Origin of the sequence: Gilliamella sp. Nev3-1 (genome assembly GCF_001690435.1) — a bacterium.
GTDB classification, from domain to species: Bacteria; Pseudomonadota; Gammaproteobacteria; order Enterobacterales; family Orbaceae; genus Gilliamella; species Gilliamella apicola_C.
On sequence record NZ_LZHN01000059.1, the window covers coordinates 92136 to 111635 of the forward strand.

Consider the following 19500-nt stretch of genomic DNA (forward strand, 5'->3'; position numbering starts at 1 on the left):
TCATCCTAAATCATTCTAAAGTCGTTAAAATGGTTTTTATTGATGCCAAAATGAATCGCCAATGCATTAATCGTAAAAATGATTAAACTCTATAAAAAGTAAAAGTGGTGATTCAATCTGATAAATTAATCAATCGTTTTTTAGTAAGTAAAGAAATAATGAAAAACGTTATAAGAAAATTCGCCTTGCCTTAGTGTAACCTTGCTTTAGTATAACTTAGCTTTTTAGGCTACCAGCCAGAGCGATTAACTCTGGCAGAATATCTAAAATTAACACCAATTGTTGCATAACTAACAAATCATTATTGGCTAGATTATCATTGAACGAGAGCGTTTCAATATAATCTGTGGTCGATTTTTTTATTAATTGATATTTTTCATCCAGTTTTTTATCTGTTAACAGATTGATAATATACACTGATAGATCGTCAAACAGTTCAAGTGTGTGGGGCGAAATCCCTTTATCTCGGTGTGCGCCTAAGGTAGAAAGATAACTAATCAATGTATGATTAAGGGTTAATAAACGAAATCCTTGATCAATAACTATTGGATTCATATGAGGCTCTTTTGTCATCAAACTAATTAAAGATGATAAATCGGCATTGCTATCATGAGCGGCTCGCCTTGCTAATCGATATTGCGGATCGTTGGTTTTTCCTGATAAGTACTGGCTACCAATTAGCGCTAAATAATGGCTGTCATCATGACAAACTCGATCAATCAATTTTGGTAAGTTTCTAAATTTCCAATCAGGCCAAATAAAACTGACGGCAAACCACGCAATAAAACACCCTATTAAGGTGGCAATAATGCGTGAAATAGCCACCGAAATGCTACTTTCACCAATCAGGCTAAAGCTAAAAAATACTAACAATGTAATAAAGGCGGTGGCGTAAGCATATTGTGAATTTTTAAATAAAAAGAATAACCAACCAGTAATGATAATTAACACTAACTGCTCTTCAACGCTAGGAAATAAATAAGTAAGAGGAATGCCAATAATAATACCTAATAGAGTGCCGATTACACGTAATTTTAATCGGTGTTTTGTCGTTGAGTAATTAGGTTGGCAAACAAATAGGCTGGTTAAGATAATCCAATAGCCATGAGTAAGTTGGAAAAAGGAAAGTACCATATAGCCAACAAATAGGACAAGGCTCATACGAATTGCGTGGCGAAATAATGCTGATTTAATCGTCAAATTACGTTTGATTTTGCTAAAAATATCATGAAAGCTCGTTAGCTCTTCGTCAACTAGCTGATTATCTTCTTGTTCTTTTGATAGATGTTGTTCAGTATCAATATTGGCTAATAATAGATCAATAGATAGTAAGTTTTGATATAAGCTTTGCAAAGATTTAACCAATAATGCATTGTTTTTATCACGAATTTGATATTGTTTGATAGCTTCTTCAAGGTACGAAAAGTAATGCACAAACAGGGGATCGTGCTGATAAGTTTGATTTAGCTTAATTGACACAGCTAACTTAGTGCAAGCTTTGCCTTGCAAATTTAAAATACGTGCAAACCGAAACAAAATATCGCTATGCTTAAAATGCTGGCTTAAGATTTGATAATTGCTATGTGACGAGCTAGCCCGCTCATGAATATCTTGTGCGACAAAATAATAGTTAAGCATCTTTTTGACAGAAGATTGCCCTCTGTAACTCTTTAGTCGATTAAACAGTGTGCTTTTGGTTTGATTAAAAGCATTAATCAACTGATTATTGCTATCGGCCAGTTGTTGTGTTTGTTTGATAAAATGATTGGTTTCATCGGGATCAAACATTGCCGCTTTATCATCAAGATATTGCGCCAACTTTAAAAAACAGTAAGATAAACCTTGTTGTGTTGTCCGAATTGGTTGAATAATTGATTCAATAAACGAAACAATACTATACCAAAGTGTTCCTAACAATAAAAAACAGGGTAATGTATAGTTGTCTGTATATAAATTATGCCCAAGCATGGTATAGGCAGCAATCAAAAGTGACCCAAAAGCAATAACACCATAACGTTGCCCAAGCGCACCCAGCATAATAAAAATAAACGTTGAAGACATCAGCCCCACAATAAACAATGCCGGGTAATCAAATAACCACTCGACCGAAAAAGTCGCAATAGAAAAACAGAACAATGTCAGTATGATATTAATACAGCGACTTAATGGGCGGGTGTCGATTTCAGTTAAACCTGCCGCGACAACGCCAAGAGTCAGTGGAATAACCAGCGAAGTGTGTCCTAAATACCAGGGAACCAACGTCGATCCCGTTAAACTAATTAACATTCGAAGACTAAAAAGAAGATTACTGCTGTAAAAGACTTTACGTAAAGTCAAAATGAATGCGTGCACGGTGTATACGGTTTAGTGTGAGTTGAAACGATGGTAGCTAGCATACTATATTGTCGGGATTTGTGGAAGGGTAGGCAAAAATTGTCATCCTTTATAAGGTAAAAATAAAAAATTAAATAAAATCAATTGGTTTTCTGACTGGTTTTTCATCAAAAAAATTCGTCCATTTTTACCATTACTAAGCGGCTGTTGTTTTTTTTGACGCAATAATATGCTAAGAATCAATCATATCTAAAAGTCGCAATAAAAACTTTCATTTAAAATAGTGGAGCTAAAACGCTTTAACCTAGTTATTTTAAAAGTCACTCCATCCATTAAAAAATTTACAAAAAACTGACAAAAAAACGTGCTAAATATTTTTGAAAAGTAACAATTTCAATTATTGAAAAACAATCTCATCAAGTAAGTGGTAAACCAGAAAAATAAAAAAAGGTTTGTGTGGTAAGTGAAATGTGATGCTGTATTATTTTGGGCGTCAATGCTGGTAGCCCTATGCCTTGATTGCTACCGCCTTTTTCTAAATCGTCAATTCAGTTAAGAATTTGTGGTCGATATTTTGCTGGTATGTTTACTCCCTTTTATATTTTTTGGAAAAAACGCCAAGAAAAAAATTCAATAAAATCAATGGTTTTTCTGAATGATTTTTTAGGCTGACAAAGGTTTATTTTAAGGTTTGTGGGGTTTTAGGTGTTTTAAGTTTTGTCAGTAAAGTGTGTTATTAGTGAAAACCTCTGAAGCGTTAATCTCTTAAACGTATCCCATAAAATCGAATAGAATAATGCGATTTCCCACAAAGCCAATTCTTAAAAGTCGTTACGCCATTCATTATTAATAATTAAACAAAAAAAAACAAAAAATTAACAAAAAGGTAGCAAAAAAAATTTTAGTGGTTATAATTTCGCGGTTTAAAAACTAAACTAGACAGTGATATTACACGCAGAAAAAAATTAAAATAAAACAAAAATCACGAGATGGGTGAAATGTAATGCAGTATTATTTTAGACACTGGATGTCCTATATCTTAACTTTTGTAGCTAGTTCCAAAAATTGCTTTTATGCACGCAACTTAATTAAATTCACAAAGCTGTCTTTTTCGTTAAAGAAAAAATTGCTACCGCCACGCTTCTTGTTGCCGTTGTTGCTATTATGTTCATTGGATGTGCAGGCATTATCTGCGCAAAGCACAAAAGTAATACAAGGTAGTGCGCCGTATTTTACGTATGATGGTGGGCAAACGAAGATCTCAACCACCGAGGAATTATTAAGTATTAAGCTATCAGACGGTCAAATTATCACACCACAAAAAAATCCGTCAAGCCCAACAAATCCCATTGAGTTACCGCAACTGGGTGATAGTTTTAGTGATATTACTATGCTCGTTCCAGTGGACGTGAATTCAATAGCGCTAAATGCATTACTCGGCCCGCCATATCATTATTGGGGGGATGATGATGGCGACGGTCAAGACGCTAATGGGGCTAGCGCAACAGGGACTTTAACGGTTGATATCACCGATAAAGATGATAATGCCGTGAATCGTAATACGGTATTAAATATATGTGATGCACCTTATAAAGTAGTATTAACAAGCAGTGACGGTAGCTTAAGTACACGTTATGGCATGCCCAATAATAGTACATTTGATAGTGGTAGTGCTGTTTACTATATCAAACCAAAGGGATCAACCCGCTGTCATTATGATGATATCAAATACGTAAGGCCAAATTTATTGCATCATAATTTTGCACCAAAAGGTGCATTAGGCATTTTTGAGACTGTTGGTCATTCTTATCAGTTTGCGCTTTGGGGCAACCTGCACACGGACAATGATAGAGGCGGATTTTTAGTCCAATCAACTAAGTTGGCTACCTATGAACAAAATTTTCCGACAACAGGCGCTAATGGGCTGTATTTTTATTTAGATATGGATGATGACGTAAACCCAAGCGAATTAAGTTGGCCTTCGGTAAGTCAGGGGGGGATAACCGCTAGCATGACAGTAGAGCCGCCAAAACCATCAGTCGGTGACGGTTATCATTTTGAGCGTTTAGGCGGGGTAAAGGTCACCCTTACAGGGCCTACGGTAACGGCAGCTCAAAGACAATCTAGCAATCCAGGGACAATAGCTAAGCCAACTTTACCGCAACTATTTGTACTAAAGGGTTATGATAAAAGTAATAATGTGGTAATCAAATATGGATTTGTGTTGAAGCAGTGGTTTGTTCATCGTGGTACAAAAAGGGCTTCCTATTCTGACTCATTAGCATGGTGTAATAGTTTGGGGTATCGTCAAGTAAAAATTAAGGATATAACCAATGCCAAGTGCGGTTTAGATGACCGTTTTCCTTGTGTAAATGGCATCAATGGGGCGGTGCCAACATCAAACTCTTGGTTTCGCCAACGTAGAATCGATGCTGGCTTTAGTACGGAGTGGGGCGATGTTAGTTCTTACATTGGTTCTAGTTTTTTCAACGATAACTACGATTGGCATTGGACTAGTGACGTTTTCGATAGAAGCAGCCATTTTGTGGTAAGTCCAGCGGAAGCTACTGTTTATTCCCACTGGGATGGCGGCAATTGGTATTCCTTGTGCACTTATCCCTAGCGTTGGGCATTGATAAAAATTCTAAGTTTGCAAAAAGCAATATAAAATTCGGTTAAGCAAAGTCAGTAAAGCGCCAAACGTTCTGTAGTCAGGTGGCGCTTTAGTTAATTACCCCCCCAGTTAAGCGCTTTTGTAGTAGCAAGAAAAGGGATTGTTAATCAAATGACTAACTGTCATATTATGGCTAAAAAATAACGTTAAAAACCTCACATAAAAACTTAAAAATCAAGAATAAAAACATTAATAAAATCAATAGGTTTTCTGACTAATTTTTGATGATAAAACGTATTAATCTTTTGTTAGCTTAAAAATTATTTTGCTATTTTTTACTAATGAGAAGTAAGTCTTAAAATGATACGATTAATCATAAGCAGATGCTATTTATTGCTCCTTGTTTGTTTTAAAAATATGCATTAAACAATGGGGATTTAAGATAGCAGTGGGAACAATATCCATTGTACGTTAAAATAGTCAGTATTATTACGAAAAATGATAAAGGAAATCGTATGACCACTGAAATGACAACGCTCGATAAAATCAAAAAACAAATTGCCGATAATCCGATTATTCTCTATATGAAAGGTTCGCCAAAATTACCAAGTTGTGGTTTTTCGGCACAGGCGGTGCAGGTTTTATCACAATGTGGAGAGCCATTTGCCTATGTTGATATTTTGCAAAACCCAGATATTCGTGCCGAATTACCTAAATTTGCTAATTGGCCAACGTTCCCGCAATTATGGGTTGAAGGCGAATTAGTGGGAGGGTGCGATATCTTACTAGAAATGTTTCAAGCTGGCGAGTTGCAAACACTTATTCAACAAACTGCCGAAAAACATAAACCTTAATTTTTAAATAGCATTAAGCGTGCAGATTATAAGCGCGCTTTTTAATCGGTAATTTTTTGTTATTGTGTTTATGAATGCTTCGTGTTACTAAGTATTTTCTCAATCCATGATTGATGTTACTTCTCTATCATCTATGGCTGTTAAAGGCCATCCACCTAATGTTTTAAGTCGATTGACGATTTTGCAAAAGAGTATCGCAGTTTTTTGCGTGTCGTATAATGCGCTATGAGCTTGTTTGTGATCAAATTCGATTTGTGCTACTTGACATGCTTTGGCCAGTACGGTTTGCCCAAAAATTAAGCCACTTAGTGATGCCGTATCGAAGGTGGCAAATGGGTGGAATGGATTACGTTTGATATTTGAGCGTTCAGCGGCAGCCATTAAAAAACTGTGATCAAAGTGTGCGTTGTGTGCCACAATGACTGCGCGGGTACATTCGTTATTTTTTATGCCGGCTCTAACCAATTTGAATATTTCGTCTAAAGCGTGCTTTTCATCTACCGCTGAGCGTAAAGGGTTAGTCGGATCGATTCCGTTAAAAGCCAGTGCTGTTGGCTCTAAAATCGCGTCGCTAAATGGATTAACATTAAATTGCAAGGATTGATCTGGCTCTAGCCAGCCGTCGGGTGTCATTTTTAAAGTAATAGCGGCAATTTCTAAAATAGCATTGAGTTTTGGATCAAACCCTGATGTTTCTATATCAATAACAACAGGATAAAACCCACGAAAGCGTTCACATAATTTGGCGTTTGGCACGTTAATCTATCTTAATTTGTCAAAAAAAGACTATTATGACAGCTTTTGATTATTTCGCCTAGCATTGGCATTGAGATTTGCTATTGAATAGTTAATTTTAATGCGCTTTTATTGTGGCAAGGATTGTAGCCATTTTGGCAAAATAGAGATTAAAACGAACAAGAAGATGCGCTGATTGATTAAAGTGATTATAATCAATCATCATCATATAAATGATCTTAAAACCGAGTGAATTATGCACAACTTTGAATTAGAAAAGATAATTAATAATGAACTACAAATTACCCGTTATCGTGATTATGCACCAAATGGATTGCAAGTGCAGGGGCGCGAACAGGTGCATAAGATTGTGACTGGCGTGACCGCGTGTCAGTTATTATTGGATAAAGCGGTTGAATTACAAGCTGATGCTATACTTGTGCACCATGGCTATTTTTGGAAAAGTGAACCACAAACCATTACAGGTATTAAATATAAACGGCTTAAAACACTATTAACGCATGATATTAATTTATACGGTTATCACTTGCCATTAGATGGACACTCCATTTTTGGTAATAATATTGAGTTAGCTAATTTGTTGGGGATTGCGGTCGATAAGCGTAATGATATCGCTGATCTGCTTTTTACTGGCACGTTAAACATGCCACTGACGGCGTTACAATTTAAACAACACCTAGAGCAAGTGTTACACAATAATCAGCGACAAGTGTTATTTTGTGGTGATAATGCACCAGCAGTAATTAATCGTATTGCGTGGTGTAGTGGTGGAGGGCAAGATTATATTGAGCAGGCAGCGCAAAATGGCGTGGATGCTTTTTTTACTGGCGAAGTTTCGGAACGCACTATTCATATTGCGCGCGAGTACGGCATTAATTTTTATGCTGCTGGGCATCACGCTACCGAGCGTTACGGCATTAAAAAATTAGGCGAATGGTTAGCTAATAATCATGGTGTTGAAGTTATTTTTATTGATATTGATAATCCGGCGTAACAAAAGTTGAATTTACTTTAGAAATATCGCATACTTGTTCGCAGATTTTTTATTCTTTACGTTGTGTTATAAACCAATAATATGAGAGGTCATTTTATGTTTACAGGAAGTTTGGTCGCACTTGTTACTCCGATGGATACAAAAGGAAATGTTGATCATGTAAGCTTAAAAAAATTGGTTGAATATCATATTGCTAATGGGACATCGGCTATTGTTTCGGTTGGGACAACAGGCGAATCGGCAACCCTTGATCATCACGAGCATATTGATGTTATTAAACGAACAATTGATTATGCTGACGGTCGTATAGCCATTATTGCGGGCACAGGGGCTAATGCAACTAAAGAGGCTATTGAATTAACTCATCGGGTTGAAAATATCGGTGTTGTAGGTTGTTTAACGGTTGCGCCTTATTATAACAAACCTACTCAAGAAGGTATGTATCAGCATTTTAAAGCCATTGCCGAAAGCACCGCTCTGCCTCAGATTTTATATAATGTGCCAGGTCGCACCAGTAGTGATATTAAACCTGAAACGGTTGGACGCTTGGCTAAAATCAAAAATATTGTTGCATTAAAAGATGCAACAGGCGATCTTTCTAGAGTCTATCCTACTCGTAAATTGGTTGGACCTGACTTTAAGTTACTTAGTGGTGATGATTCAACATTTTTGGATTTTATGATTTTAGGTGGTGATGGTGTTATTTCCGTTACCGCTAATGTTGCAGCTAAAGCTGTTGCAACTGTATGTCAACTTGCTGCCAATAACCAAATTCAAGAAGCCCGAACTTTAAATGATACCTTAATGGCTTTACATCATAATTTATTTATCGAACCGAACCCAACTCCAGTCAAATGGGCTTGTGCAAAATTAGGTTTAATGCAAGATGCAACAATTCGATTGCCAATGGTATCACTCAGTGCATCATCGATCCCCGCAGTTGAGCAAGCGTTAAAAGAAGCAAATTTACTCTAATTAGTGTTGTATAACCTTTATTTTAAAAAGTAGATATCTATGTTAAATCACACATTGAACAGAACTTTATTTAAAAACAAAGCCATTAAAAAAGTGGCTGTTTTAACCATTATGACTTCTTTATTTCTTGTTGGCTGTGGGAGCAATCAAAACTATAAGCGTGAAGTCGATGGAAATGAAGATTACCTTAAAGCGCCTACATTAAAACCGTTAATTATTCCTGATGGCATTTCTGTGCCAGCTGAAAGCGGTGAATTTTATGTTAATAATGCTGAACTTAGCGGTGATTTAGGCAAACGAGTGGATATCCGCCCACCCATTTTACCGATTCCGACTATTCAAGAAGCCTTTGCAATTTATAATAACGGCGCGGTGACGTTTAACGTGCCATTAAGTTATAACGTGTGGGAGCGTATCCCGAATAGTTTAAGCAAAAGAAATATCTCCATTGTTAGTCAAGATCATAATACGCTAAAAACTGGCAAAGCATTTATGGTACGTGCAGATGAAGATCAAACCGTTGAAGCGGCTTATTCATTCAAACGACAATTAGTGGGTGATACCGAAACGATAGTGATTTCAACGCTTTCGCTAACACGTGGGGCTGATGATTTAACTTCGCAGCCTATTGAAGTACAGCGTTATGTTGTTGGCTTATTTAATGGCATAATGGATGATGTTGCACCAGATTCATTGCGCGTTGTACCACCAAAAGCGCAAAGTGATGATGCTGCGAAAGACAAGACCGAGGGCAAGAAACCCGCAACAGCCGTGAGTGGTGAAAATCAATAATAAGTTTGGAATTTAAGGAGCGAATAGCTCCTTAATTCTTTATTGGCAATTTGATATAAGGTTATAAGCATGAAAAAGTTGGCTGAGCTTTATCGTGGTAAAGCAAAAACGGTATATACAACCGAAAACCCTGATTTATTAATCCTTGAGTTTCGCAATGATACATCGGCATTTGATGGTTTACGTATTGAACAGTTAGAACGTAAAGGAATGGTTAATAATAAATTTAACTATTTTATTATGACTCAATTGCGTGAAGCAGGTATTCCAACCCAAGTTGAAGCTTTACTATCAGATAATGAAGTGTTAGTTAAAAAGCTACAAATGGTACCTGTGGAATGCGTGGTGCGTAATCGTGCAGCGGGATCTTTAGTTAAACGTTTAGGTGTTGAGGAAGGCAAAGTTTTAAATCCTCCTACATTTGAATTATTTCTCAAAAACGATGCATTGCATGATCCAATGGTAAATGAATCGCATTGCAAAGCCTTTGGCTGGGCTAGTGAAGATCAATTAGTTAAAATGAAAGAGCTCAGTTTTAAAATTAACACAATTTTAACTGATTTATTTGATAAAGCGGGGCTAATATTGGTTGATTACAAGCTTGAGTTTGGCTTATTTAACAATGAAATTACCTTAGGTGACGAGTTTTCACCCGATGGTTGTCGTTTATGGGAAAAAGATACACTAAAAAAAATGGATAAAGATCGCTTTCGACAAGGTTTAGGTGGCGTAATTGAAGCCTATGAAGAAGTGGCAAAACGTATAGGTGTTCCTTTGTAATGTTTGCGCAGTTTGATATTTCTTTTTTTCTTCTTTTAGGGTTAGCCGCACTGTGTTATTTAACACATAATAACACAGTGACATTTGCAGTACTATTATTGTTATTATTTAAGCTAACGCCATTAGCTGTTTACTTTCCATTTTTAAATCAATATGGTTTAACTATCGGTATTGTTATTTTAACGGCAGCTATGATGGTGCCATTGGCGGATGGATCATTAAAGATTGGCGATCTTGCCAAATCGTTTACCTCTTGGCAATCTTTATTGGCAATCTTTGTGGGTATTTTGGTATCGTGGCTTGGTACCCGTGGTGTATCGCTAATGGGAGCACACCCAACCATTATTAATGGCTTAATTATTGGCACATTAGTTGGTGTGGCTTTTTTCAAAGGCATTCCTGTTGGTCCGTTGATTGCGGCTGGTTTGTTGTCGTTATTGATTGGAAAAAGTTAGTCTATGTGCAACGCCAACAGCACAAGAACGCTATGGGTGTTACAGGGTGAAACTAGGCAATTATTTGCACAACTTAGTCATATTATCGGTAATTATGCTGGAGATTGGCTAACGATCACCTCGCAGACTAATTGGCCAAATGAATTTGTTTCCAATATGCTTTCCCCTAACCAAACTAAAAAGTTATTAGGGCGCCAATTTCGACATGCTATATTTGATGCAACAGCAGGGTTCAACCTTGATGCCTTTGCTATGCTGGTTGGCACGCTCGTTAAAGGTAGTATGCTAGTTTTGTTATTACCTAACGACTTATCCCGTTGGCACGATCAGGACAGCTTGCGTTGGAACGAAAATCCAACCGCTATTACTGTGCCTAATTTTATTGCGCATTTAATGCAGACCTTGGCGGAATGTGGTTTATCCTCTAATTGCAGATATTTTTCCAAACCAGCGACATTCTCGATCCCATCTTTACCTGTTATTACCGATAATTATTGCGATTTAACCGAACAACAAAACACGTTAAAGCAATTGTTAAACAGCAATAAGCTCATTAATGTCGTAGTTGCCAAACGTGGGCGAGGCAAATCAGCATTAGCTGGGCAGTTTAGTCATTATCGGCGTTGCATTGTTACTGCACCCAATAAATCAGCATTAACTACCTTTTTTACTTTTGCTAAGCCGAATACCCTCTTTTTTGCTCCTGATGAATTAATTGCATGTTCTCATAATAATTTTGCGGATTATTTGATTATTGACGAAGCTGCAATGATCCCTTTGCCAATGCTAAAAAAATTGCTACAACAGGCAATTGCCAATAATAGCAGAGTGTTGTTAACTACTACAGCTGAAGGCTATGAAGGTACTGGGCAGGGCTTTTTGTTGAAATTGTTGTTAGACAATTCATGTCAATATTTCTACCTACACACACCCATTCGTTGGCATGCAGGTGATAAGTTGGAGCAATTTAGTGATCGGTTGTTGCTAAATGGTTTATTAGAGCAAAAGGCTGGCTCCGAGCTCAATGTATTATTAGCACAATATTCGAAGGTTGAACGCAATGATATTAACACATTAAGATCTATCTTTTATTTATTAAAAATCGCGCATTATCAAACCACATTAACTGATTTAAGGCGCTTGTTTGACGCACAAAACTTGTCGGTTTGGCAGGCGACAATCGGCAATGAGCAAGTTGCTGCGGCACTCGCCGTTGATGAAGGCAACTTGCCCGATAGTCTGATCAATGAAGTGTGGAAAGGAACTCGCCGACCTAAAGGCAATTTAGTTGCGCAATCGCTTGTTGCACATGCGGGAGAACGGTTGGCAGCTAAATTGCGTTCGGTTAGAATTAACCGCATTGCGGTGCTAAACACCTATCGGCGCAAACATATTGCTAGCCAACTTATACACACCCTATTTGATCATGCTAAAACACAGCATAATGATTTTTTGTCAGTTAGTTTTGCTTATAGCCCGACTAATTATCAATTTTGGACCGCTTGTGGATTTGTTTTGGTTCACGTTAGTAGCCATAAACAGGCAAGTAGTGGCAGTTATTCTGTTATGGCGCTTAAACCACTAACCGAATCTGGATTGCATTTAACCATTAAGCTAGAGCAGAAACTACAGCGCAATGCATACTGGCTTAAAGATATCATCGATTTGCCTTTCAGCGAGATGATCACAAAAGACAGTAATGTCATGCTTTCACAAGATTTAGATGCGCAAGATTTAGATGAACTGGCTGGATTTGTTTACTATCACCGACCGTTTGAAGCGACTTATGCGGCGCTGTGCCGATTGAATCACTATAATCAAACCCACCAGCAACCATTATCAATGCAGATATTGTCAGCATTGATAAAAAACAAAAATAATCAACCATTGATCGTGAATTTATATCAACTTGCGGGTAAATCAGCGCTAATGCAGGCTATTAAGCACGAGGTCAAAACATGGTTGGAAAAGTAAGGCAATAGTGTGATTTTTAACAAAATACCCAATAAAGTTAGCTGATCATTATTGCAGGTTGCCATGAGGTATGTTTACAATGATCATCATGTTTCAATTTAGTTTTTTTAACTCAATTCGTTTTTATTAAAAAGGAATCGAATGTGACGCATAATAATTTAGAAATCCGATCGCAACATCGGTATTCACAAACCAATCAACCAAAAAATCAACCAACAACAGGTATTGAATATTTTTTTAAAGGATGGTCATTGGCGTTTAGCCCAGGTATTAAGCGATTTGTTTTTTTACCCATAATCGCCAATGTTGTGGTTATGTCGATATTATTTTATTGGTTTTTTCATACCATCTCGGGCATGGTCGATTGGGGGTTATCGTATATGCCAAGTTGGTTACATTGGTTAGGGTATATCCTCATTTTAATGGTCATTTTGATGTTAGTTATCCTATTTTGTTATTTCTTTAGCACTATAACTAATATCATTGCCGCACCGTTTAACGGTTTATTGGCCGAACAGGTTGAGGCACAGTTAACGGGTATTCCTGCTCCTGATACATCGTGGATTAGTATCATTAAAGATCTACCACGTATTTTTGGCAGAGAACTACACAAACTCGCCAATTATCTATTATGGGCAATCCCCATATTGTTAACTTATTTTATTCCTGTTATTGGACAATCAATAACGCCTGTGGTTTGGTTTTTATTTACTGCTTGGCAAATTAATATTCAGTATGCTGATTATGCCTTTGATAACCATAAAATAACTTTTCAGCGGATGAGTGAGTTACTTAAACAAGATCGGGGTGATAATTTAGCTTTTGGCATATTAGTCAGCTTTTTTACTATGGTACCGGTGCTTAATTTAATTATTATGCCTATTGCTGTGTGTGGCGCAACAGCAATGTGGGTTGATCGCTATCGTCATCAAGCACTATTTGATAGTAGTGCCCAAGATTTTCGCTAAGGCACGTGTTACTTTTTGTTAGTTGAATTTTTTGATGGCTAATCGTCGTCGTCATCTTGATAAGGGATAGGTTTTATCCCTTTCTTTTTTTCAAGATACGCTTTGTAACTTAGCCGATTCAGTGCTTTAATAGCATTAATAAAAATCCCAATTAAAATCACCACAATCATCCACCAGTAATCTTTTAACCACTCCATGCTATTTCCTTTTAAACTAATTGGATAACGACACAATGATAGCTATGTTAGCAATAATTTTTCTAAAATACGGTGATAAATCGCAGTTAAGGTAATAATATCTTGGCAATTAGCGTTTTCATTGACTTTGTGTATAGTTTTATTAAGTACTCCAAGTTCAATAACTTGGCATCCCATTTGAGCAATAAAACGCCCGTCCGATGTGCCGCCACTGGTCGATAGTTTAGTGTCAATATTGGTAAATTCTTTAATGGCACTAACCGCTGCATTAGTTAAATCGCCTTGTGGGGTTAAAAATGGGTGCCCTGATAATCGCCAATTTAATGTATAATTTAAATTATGCTTTTGTAAGATCTGCTCTACGCGTGTTTTAATTGCCGTGTCAGTCAATTCACTACTATAACGAAAGTTAAATTGTACACTCAGATCGCCAGGTACAACATTTTCAGCGCCAGTACCACCATTAATATTGGCAACTTGCATAGTCGTTTGTGGAAAGTATTGATTGCCTTCATCCCAAATAGTATTAACAAGTTCATCTAGTGCAGGGGCAAAGCGATGAATAGGATTATCCGCAAGGTGCGGGTAAGCGACATGACCTTGAATTCCATGTACAATCAAATTGGCAGTGAGTGAGCCACGGCGTCCATTTTTAATCTGATCACCAAGTACAACGTCACTTGACGGTTCGCCTACAATACAGTAATCAACACGTTCTTTTCGTTTAATAAGCAAATCAACGACTTTAACTGTGCCATCGCTTGCATCGGCTTCTTCATCTGATGTAATTAAAAAGGCCACTCGCCCAGCATGATTTGGGTATTGCTTAACAAAATCTTCTGCGGCACAAACCATTGCAGCAACACCACTTTTCATATCAGATGCGCCACGACCATAAAGCACACCGTGTTCATCAATGGTTGGTGTAAACGGTGGGTATAGCCATTTGCTTTCATCACCAACTGGCACAACATCGGTATGTCCAGCAAACATAAGGGTTTTACTGGTGGCATCACCATGATAAGCCCATAAATTTTTGGTTTGCCCAATATTCACTTCTTCAATAATAAAACCGAGCGGTTTTAATCGCTCAATAATCATCTTTTGACAGTTTTTATCGTCAGGGCTTATTGATTTTTCAGCAATGAGTGCTTTGGTTAGCGCAATAACAGGTTCAGTCATAATAGTCTCGATTTTATTTAGATTGCGAAATAAATTGTGAATAGAGTTCATTTGAAAACCCCAACACAGCACGCTTGCCACCGTCAATAAGCAAAGGGCGTTTTAAAATGGATGGGTTGGTTAACATAATCTTTTTTGCAGATTGCACATCATTTATTTGTGAACGGACGGGCTCATCTAATTTTCGCCAAGTTGTTCCTCGGGTATTAAGTAAACTTTGCCAATCGACTAATTGCAAAAAAATATCTAAAAGATCTTCAGAAAGACCATCAGTTTTATAATTATGAAATTGATAACTGACATGGTGATCATCAAGCCAAGTAAAGGCCTTTTTCATTGTATTGCAGTTTTTAATGCCATAGATGATGTACATAATAGAAATCCAAGTTTGAAGGATAACAAAATTATAGCAGTATGGGCATTGTGCAGCAAATTGCAAGAAACTATTTGGTTAGATATCTTATTATTGATTGATTTAGTGTCATTAATTTTTTATCCATTGGTTTTATCTTAAAATAGAAATAAAACCAATGTGGTATCTGATGTTTTTTGCGTGAAAAATTAAGTTATCATATAAAAATTTAAAAACTTGTTACCCTTTTTTTTAACAAAAAATTAAAATTAATAAAAACAATGAATTATAAAAACCTTTTCAAAAAGGGTTTTTGAAGACAAAAATCCTATTTGCCTTTTGCCAAACAAAGTTTATAGTATATTCGTTTCTAGTTTACCGCCGTGTAGGCGGTTTAGAAAATTGCGGGGGCTCGCGCCTCCCCAAATTTATAGCTTAACGCCGTATAGGTGTTTATTTTATATAAAAATAATAGATTAGTAATTTATTTTGATAATTTAATAAAGCAGTAAGCTGATATTTTACAACACTCGAAGATAATTATTGCTATTTATTCAGCGTTGAATAGTGTTGACGCTCTAGGTTTGTAATTAGCAAATTTTATACTCAAACGCGCATTCACCTAAAAGTTTTTACATTGTGATTTATCGAGTTTTGATAGCGTTACATTTTTAATTACAAAATAACGCTAGCATTAATGTTGAAGATAAAGAAATAGCTAATATTACTATAACAGTAGAGCTTTGTGCGTATTTTAATTATGTGGCAATGATCGTTCCTCAGAATAGCTCGTTCATTTTACAATTTTGTCTTAGATTGATGTAGGTTTACCACGAGTTTCCCAATTAAAAATTGCTAGCCAGATAGTATTTATTATTTTCAGTGGTAATTAATTTATTATCTAAATAAAAGCTTAACTTCTTGGATTGATTTTTGATTATTAGATGCCATATGTTTTTATTATTTGAACTGTTTGGTTGTTTTTTCGTGTTTTATTTGTCATTGTTGCGAGTGATTCGCATTTTTATACTAAAAATAACTTTTCTTTTCTTTAAAATACGTGTTGTTAATTTAATGCTATTACTTTTTTATTAATACTGTCATCTTTTTTAGGAAAAATAATGTCATCTTTTACCCTTAACCAACTACCTTTAGGGCACGAGGCGGTTATTTCTAGATTATTGCCCGAATCGTTACCCTTTCGTCGAAAGTTACTTGCAATGGGTATTACACCGGGTTGTAAGGTTTTGGTTGTGCGTGTTGCGCCACTTGGTGATCCGATCGAGATCAAAATGCGCGGTTTTTTGCTTTGTTTACGTCGTAATGAAGCGAAAGCTATTGAAGTAATGGAGGTCGCTGCGTGAAGATAGCACTCATTGGTAATCCTAACTGCGGTAAGACTACGTTGTTCAACTTATTAACAGGCTCTAAACAGCGAGTAGGGAATTGGCCTGGCGTGACTGTGGAACGTAAAACGGGTATTTTTACTTATCATCATAGGCAATATGAGATTATCGATTTGCCTGGCACATATTCGATAGAGCCTGATCCGCTCAGTGTTTCGCAAGATGAACTTATTGCTCGTCAATTTGTGTTATCTGAAAGTGACAGTGTTATTATTAATATTATTGATGCAACAAATTTGCAACGTAGCCTTTATTTAACGTGTCAATTAATTGATTTACAAGTCCCCATAATTGTTGTGTTAAATATGATGGATGCTATTAAAGCTATTGGCGAACAGATTAATGTTGATATGTTGTCTACACTACTTGGTTGTCCTGTTGTTGCGATATCTTCTACAAAAAAACAAGGTTTATCGCGCTTTTATCAACAAATTGAAGCCATGTCGAAAAATCCACAAATTGCTCAGCCGTCGGTTGATCTACTTGGTGAAGAGCAGCAAACTGTGATTAATCGTTATGTTTGCGATCTACCCGAAGATAGCATTATACGACAATTTAATCGCTGGCAATTGATGGATGTATTATTGGATGATTCGCGTTATAACTTGGCGCCATGTGAGAAAAAAATGTTAGTGGATTGTCGTTTAAAACTTGCGCAATGGTGTGATAATGAAATTGATGTGGCACTTGCTAGCGCTCGTTATGATACGATTGATGCAATTTGTAAAAAGGTGATTGAGAAACCACGTGAGCTTAGTCATCGGTTTTCTGAAATACTTGATAATATTACCTTAGGACGCATTACTGGCATTCCCTTCTTTTTGTTGGCTATGTATGCCATGTTTATGGTGGCGATTAATTTTGGGGCAGTATTTATTGATTTTTTTGATGTACTGTGTGGTACTGTTTTTGTTGATGGCACAACTGAATTACTTCATGCTATAAATGTACCAAGTTGGCTTATCGCGATTTTAGCTAATGGCATTGGTCGAGGTGTGCAAACTGTTTCGACGTTTATTCCTGTTATTGGTGCCATGTTTTTTTGTTTATCGTTTTTGGAGGATTCAGGCTATTTAGCCAGAGCAGCAATGGTTATTGACCGATTGATGCGATCTATTGGTTTACCAGGTAAAGCGTTTGTGCCAATGCTAGTTGGTTTTGGTTGTGGGGTGCCAGCCATTATGGGTACACGAACGCTAGAGAGCACTCGTGATCGCATTATGTCGATTTGTATGATCCCTTTTATGTCGTGTGGGGCAAGATTGCCTGTGTATGCGTTGTTTGCTGTGATATTTTTCCCTAAGAATGCTTCGATAGTGGTGTTTACTTTATATTTGATCGGCATTGCTGTGGCTATGTTAACGGGGTTTGTGCTTAAATTTACGCTATTAAAAGGTTCATTAACGCCGTTTATTATGGAAATGCCTGTTTATCGTATTCCGACTTTAAGCAGCTTATTTAGTTTGACGTGGCAACGGTTAAAGTCATTTATATTTAGAGCAGGTAAAGCTATTGTATTAATGGTGACGGTATTAAGCTTACTTAATTCATGGGGAAGCAATGGATCGTTTAGGGCTGAAAGCTCACAAGACACCATGCTTTCAGTGATTAGCCAAGATATCACCCCAGTATTTGCACCTATGGGCATTACCAACAATAATTGGCCTGCAACAGTGGGTATTTTTACTGGTATTTTCGCTAAGGAATCGGTAATTGCAACATTAAATTCACTTTATTCTATGAATGATAATAACGAACAAGCTGAGCCATTCAGTTTGTCACAAGGCGTTTTAAAAGCATTAGCTACCATTCCCCAAAATTTGCAGACCTTGTCTGATGCGGTCTTAGATCCGTTAGGGCTCACTACCGTTTCGCAAGATATTGATTCGTTAAAAGTTGATTTAGAGGTAGATTCGGCGACGATTTCACAAATTAAAATGGCTTTTGGTTCGCCTTCTGCCGCTATGAGCTATTTGATCTTTATTTTACTTTATACGCCTTGTGCCGCAGCGTTAGGGGCTGTATATCGTGAGGCTGGTTCAAAATGGATGATATTTGTGGCAATTTGGACTTTTACTATTGCGTGGCTAGCAGCAACAATTTATTACCAATGTACTTTGCTTGGGCATTCGGCTGTAGCTACTTGGTGGATCTTAGGATGCTGTATTTTTATTGTTGTGGCTTTGCTGTTTATGCGTTTTTTAGGTCGATATTCAACTTTAAATCAATAAGTTGAACTCAGTTTATGAAATCGTTAAAAATTATTGTATTGTCATTAAATAAATGGCTGGTTAATTTGTAAAAATAATAATAGAGGAGCGATTTGCAGGGCTCGCCCTGCAAATCATATTAATGTTATGTTAATGACGTCAATTCGTGATTATGTGCAATTAAAAGGCCGTGCATCATTGCAAGATATTGCAAGGCACTTTCGTTTACCTGAAAGTGCCACCGAGCAGATGTTACGGTTTTGGATAAAAAAAGGAATGATTAAATTGATAGCGCAAAATCAATCACTTCCTTGTCAAGCAGATAAATGCCATTCTTGCTCAAGTTGTAATTTAACAAATCATATTGAATATGCTTGGGGGTAATCAAATGCATTTGTTAGATTTGTCTGACTATTTTAGTATTCATTAGTTTTTATTTTTGTTGGTAGATTAATATAAATTAATAGAGATTTGATTTTGTGATTTAGTTCTCATAATTGAAATTATTTGTACGGTAAAAATAGCAAATATAACTAATCAAAATAAGTGAATTTATCTTGGTAAAGCTTGATAATAACGTCTTATTTGCAGTTTGAGATGTTTGTTTTTGCCAACAATATAATGAAATCATCGGCCGATGACAAAGTCGTTTTATTA

The 19500-nt window shown here is 36.6% G+C and carries 17 protein-coding genes; 12 read left to right on the forward strand and 5 right to left on the reverse strand.

Annotated elements, in window-relative coordinates; all coding sequences use genetic code 11:
• Window positions 1-216: 216 nt before the first annotated feature.
• Window positions 217-2352, reverse strand: coding sequence for a YccS family putative transporter (yccS, locus tag A9G40_RS08870; protein WP_065582756.1), 2136 nt, complete (start codon window positions 2350-2352; stop codon window positions 217-219).
• Between the two features lie 1009 nt (window positions 2353-3361).
• On the opposite strand from yccS, the gene A9G40_RS08875 reads away from it, so the two are divergent.
• Both A9G40_RS08875 and A9G40_RS08880 read left to right on the forward strand, forming a co-directional pair.
• Complete coding sequence (locus A9G40_RS08875) at window positions 3362-4957, forward strand: hypothetical protein (RefSeq protein WP_065582757.1); 1596 nt, start codon at window positions 3362-3364, stop codon at window positions 4955-4957.
• 518 nt (window positions 4958-5475) lie between these two features.
• Window positions 5476-5802, forward strand: a complete 327-nt coding sequence (locus A9G40_RS08880; RefSeq protein WP_065580276.1) for a Grx4 family monothiol glutaredoxin — start codon at window positions 5476-5478, stop codon at window positions 5800-5802.
• A 99-nt stretch (window positions 5803-5901) separates the two neighbouring features.
• Here A9G40_RS08880 and rnt read toward each other — a convergent pair whose 3' ends face one another.
• A complete protein-coding gene (gene rnt / locus A9G40_RS08885; protein ID WP_218057996.1) occupies window positions 5902-6558 on the reverse strand; it encodes a ribonuclease T in 657 nt (218 codons plus the stop codon).
• 235 nt (window positions 6559-6793) lie between these two features.
• Between rnt and A9G40_RS08890 the strand changes: the two genes are divergently transcribed.
• The 7 genes from A9G40_RS08890 (at window position 6794) to cysZ (ending at window position 13496) form a co-directional block, all read left to right on the forward strand.
• Window positions 6794-7552 carry a Nif3-like dinuclear metal center hexameric protein gene (locus A9G40_RS08890; RefSeq protein ID WP_065582759.1) on the forward strand — a complete coding sequence of 253 codons (759 nt, stop codon included), beginning with the start codon at window positions 6794-6796 and terminating at the stop codon, window positions 7550-7552.
• A gap of 96 nt (window positions 7553-7648) precedes the next feature.
• A complete protein-coding gene (dapA, locus tag A9G40_RS08895; protein ID WP_065566282.1) occupies window positions 7649-8527 on the forward strand; it encodes a 4-hydroxy-tetrahydrodipicolinate synthase in 879 nt (292 codons plus the stop codon).
• Between the two features lie 39 nt (window positions 8528-8566).
• On the forward strand, window positions 8567-9319 hold the full coding sequence (gene bamC, locus A9G40_RS08900) for an outer membrane protein assembly factor BamC (protein ID WP_065580267.1): 753 nt from the start codon (window positions 8567-8569) through the stop codon (window positions 9317-9319).
• A gap of 69 nt (window positions 9320-9388) precedes the next feature.
• The gene (gene purC, locus A9G40_RS08905) at window positions 9389-10099 is read left to right on the forward strand and encodes a phosphoribosylaminoimidazolesuccinocarboxamide synthase (protein ID WP_065566284.1); all 711 of its coding nucleotides are present in this window, start codon (window positions 9389-9391) and stop codon (window positions 10097-10099) included.
• Window positions 10099-10554, forward strand: coding sequence for a DUF441 domain-containing protein (locus A9G40_RS08910; protein WP_065566285.1), 456 nt, complete (start codon window positions 10099-10101; stop codon window positions 10552-10554). The genes purC and A9G40_RS08910 overlap by 1 nt, the downstream gene beginning before the upstream one ends.
• A gap of 3 nt (window positions 10555-10557) precedes the next feature.
• A complete protein-coding gene (locus A9G40_RS08915; protein ID WP_065582760.1) occupies window positions 10558-12528 on the forward strand; it encodes a tRNA(Met) cytidine acetyltransferase TmcA in 1971 nt (656 codons plus the stop codon).
• A gap of 164 nt (window positions 12529-12692) precedes the next feature.
• The gene (gene cysZ / locus A9G40_RS08920) at window positions 12693-13496 is read left to right on the forward strand and encodes a sulfate transporter CysZ (RefSeq protein ID WP_081302220.1); all 804 of its coding nucleotides are present in this window, start codon (window positions 12693-12695) and stop codon (window positions 13494-13496) included.
• A 38-nt stretch (window positions 13497-13534) separates the two neighbouring features.
• Here the strand turns inward: cysZ and A9G40_RS14350 are convergent, their stop codons facing one another.
• Genes A9G40_RS14350 through A9G40_RS08930 form a run of 3 tightly spaced genes read right to left on the reverse strand, consistent with a single transcriptional unit; the run spans window position 13535 to window position 15248 of the window.
• Complete coding sequence (locus tag A9G40_RS14350; protein WP_081295541.1) at window positions 13535-13693, reverse strand: YpfN family protein; 159 nt, start codon at window positions 13691-13693, stop codon at window positions 13535-13537.
• Window positions 13694-13735: 42 nt separating this feature from the next.
• The gene (dapE, locus tag A9G40_RS08925) at window positions 13736-14875 is read right to left on the reverse strand and encodes a succinyl-diaminopimelate desuccinylase (protein ID WP_065582810.1); all 1140 of its coding nucleotides are present in this window, start codon (window positions 14873-14875) and stop codon (window positions 13736-13738) included.
• A gap of 13 nt (window positions 14876-14888) precedes the next feature.
• Window positions 14889-15248 (reverse strand): ArsC family reductase, encoded by a 360-nt coding sequence (locus A9G40_RS08930; protein WP_065582761.1) that lies wholly within the window; start codon window positions 15246-15248, stop codon window positions 14889-14891.
• 1100 nt (window positions 15249-16348) lie between these two features.
• Between A9G40_RS08930 and A9G40_RS08935 the strand changes: the two genes are divergently transcribed.
• The 3 genes from A9G40_RS08935 to A9G40_RS08945 all read left to right on the forward strand — a co-directional run bounded on the left by A9G40_RS08935 (window position 16349) and on the right by A9G40_RS08945 (window position 19227).
• Complete coding sequence (locus A9G40_RS08935; RefSeq protein WP_081297763.1) at window positions 16349-16591, forward strand: FeoA family protein; 243 nt, start codon at window positions 16349-16351, stop codon at window positions 16589-16591.
• Window positions 16588-18864 carry a Fe(2+) transporter permease subunit FeoB gene (gene feoB, locus A9G40_RS08940; protein WP_065582762.1) on the forward strand — a complete coding sequence of 759 codons (2277 nt, stop codon included), beginning with the start codon at window positions 16588-16590 and terminating at the stop codon, window positions 18862-18864. Before A9G40_RS08935 ends, feoB begins: the two co-directional genes overlap by 4 nt.
• Before the next feature lie 126 nt (window positions 18865-18990).
• The gene (locus tag A9G40_RS08945; protein WP_081302212.1) at window positions 18991-19227 is read left to right on the forward strand and encodes a FeoC-like transcriptional regulator; all 237 of its coding nucleotides are present in this window, start codon (window positions 18991-18993) and stop codon (window positions 19225-19227) included.
• Window positions 19228-19500 lie beyond the last annotated feature (273 nt).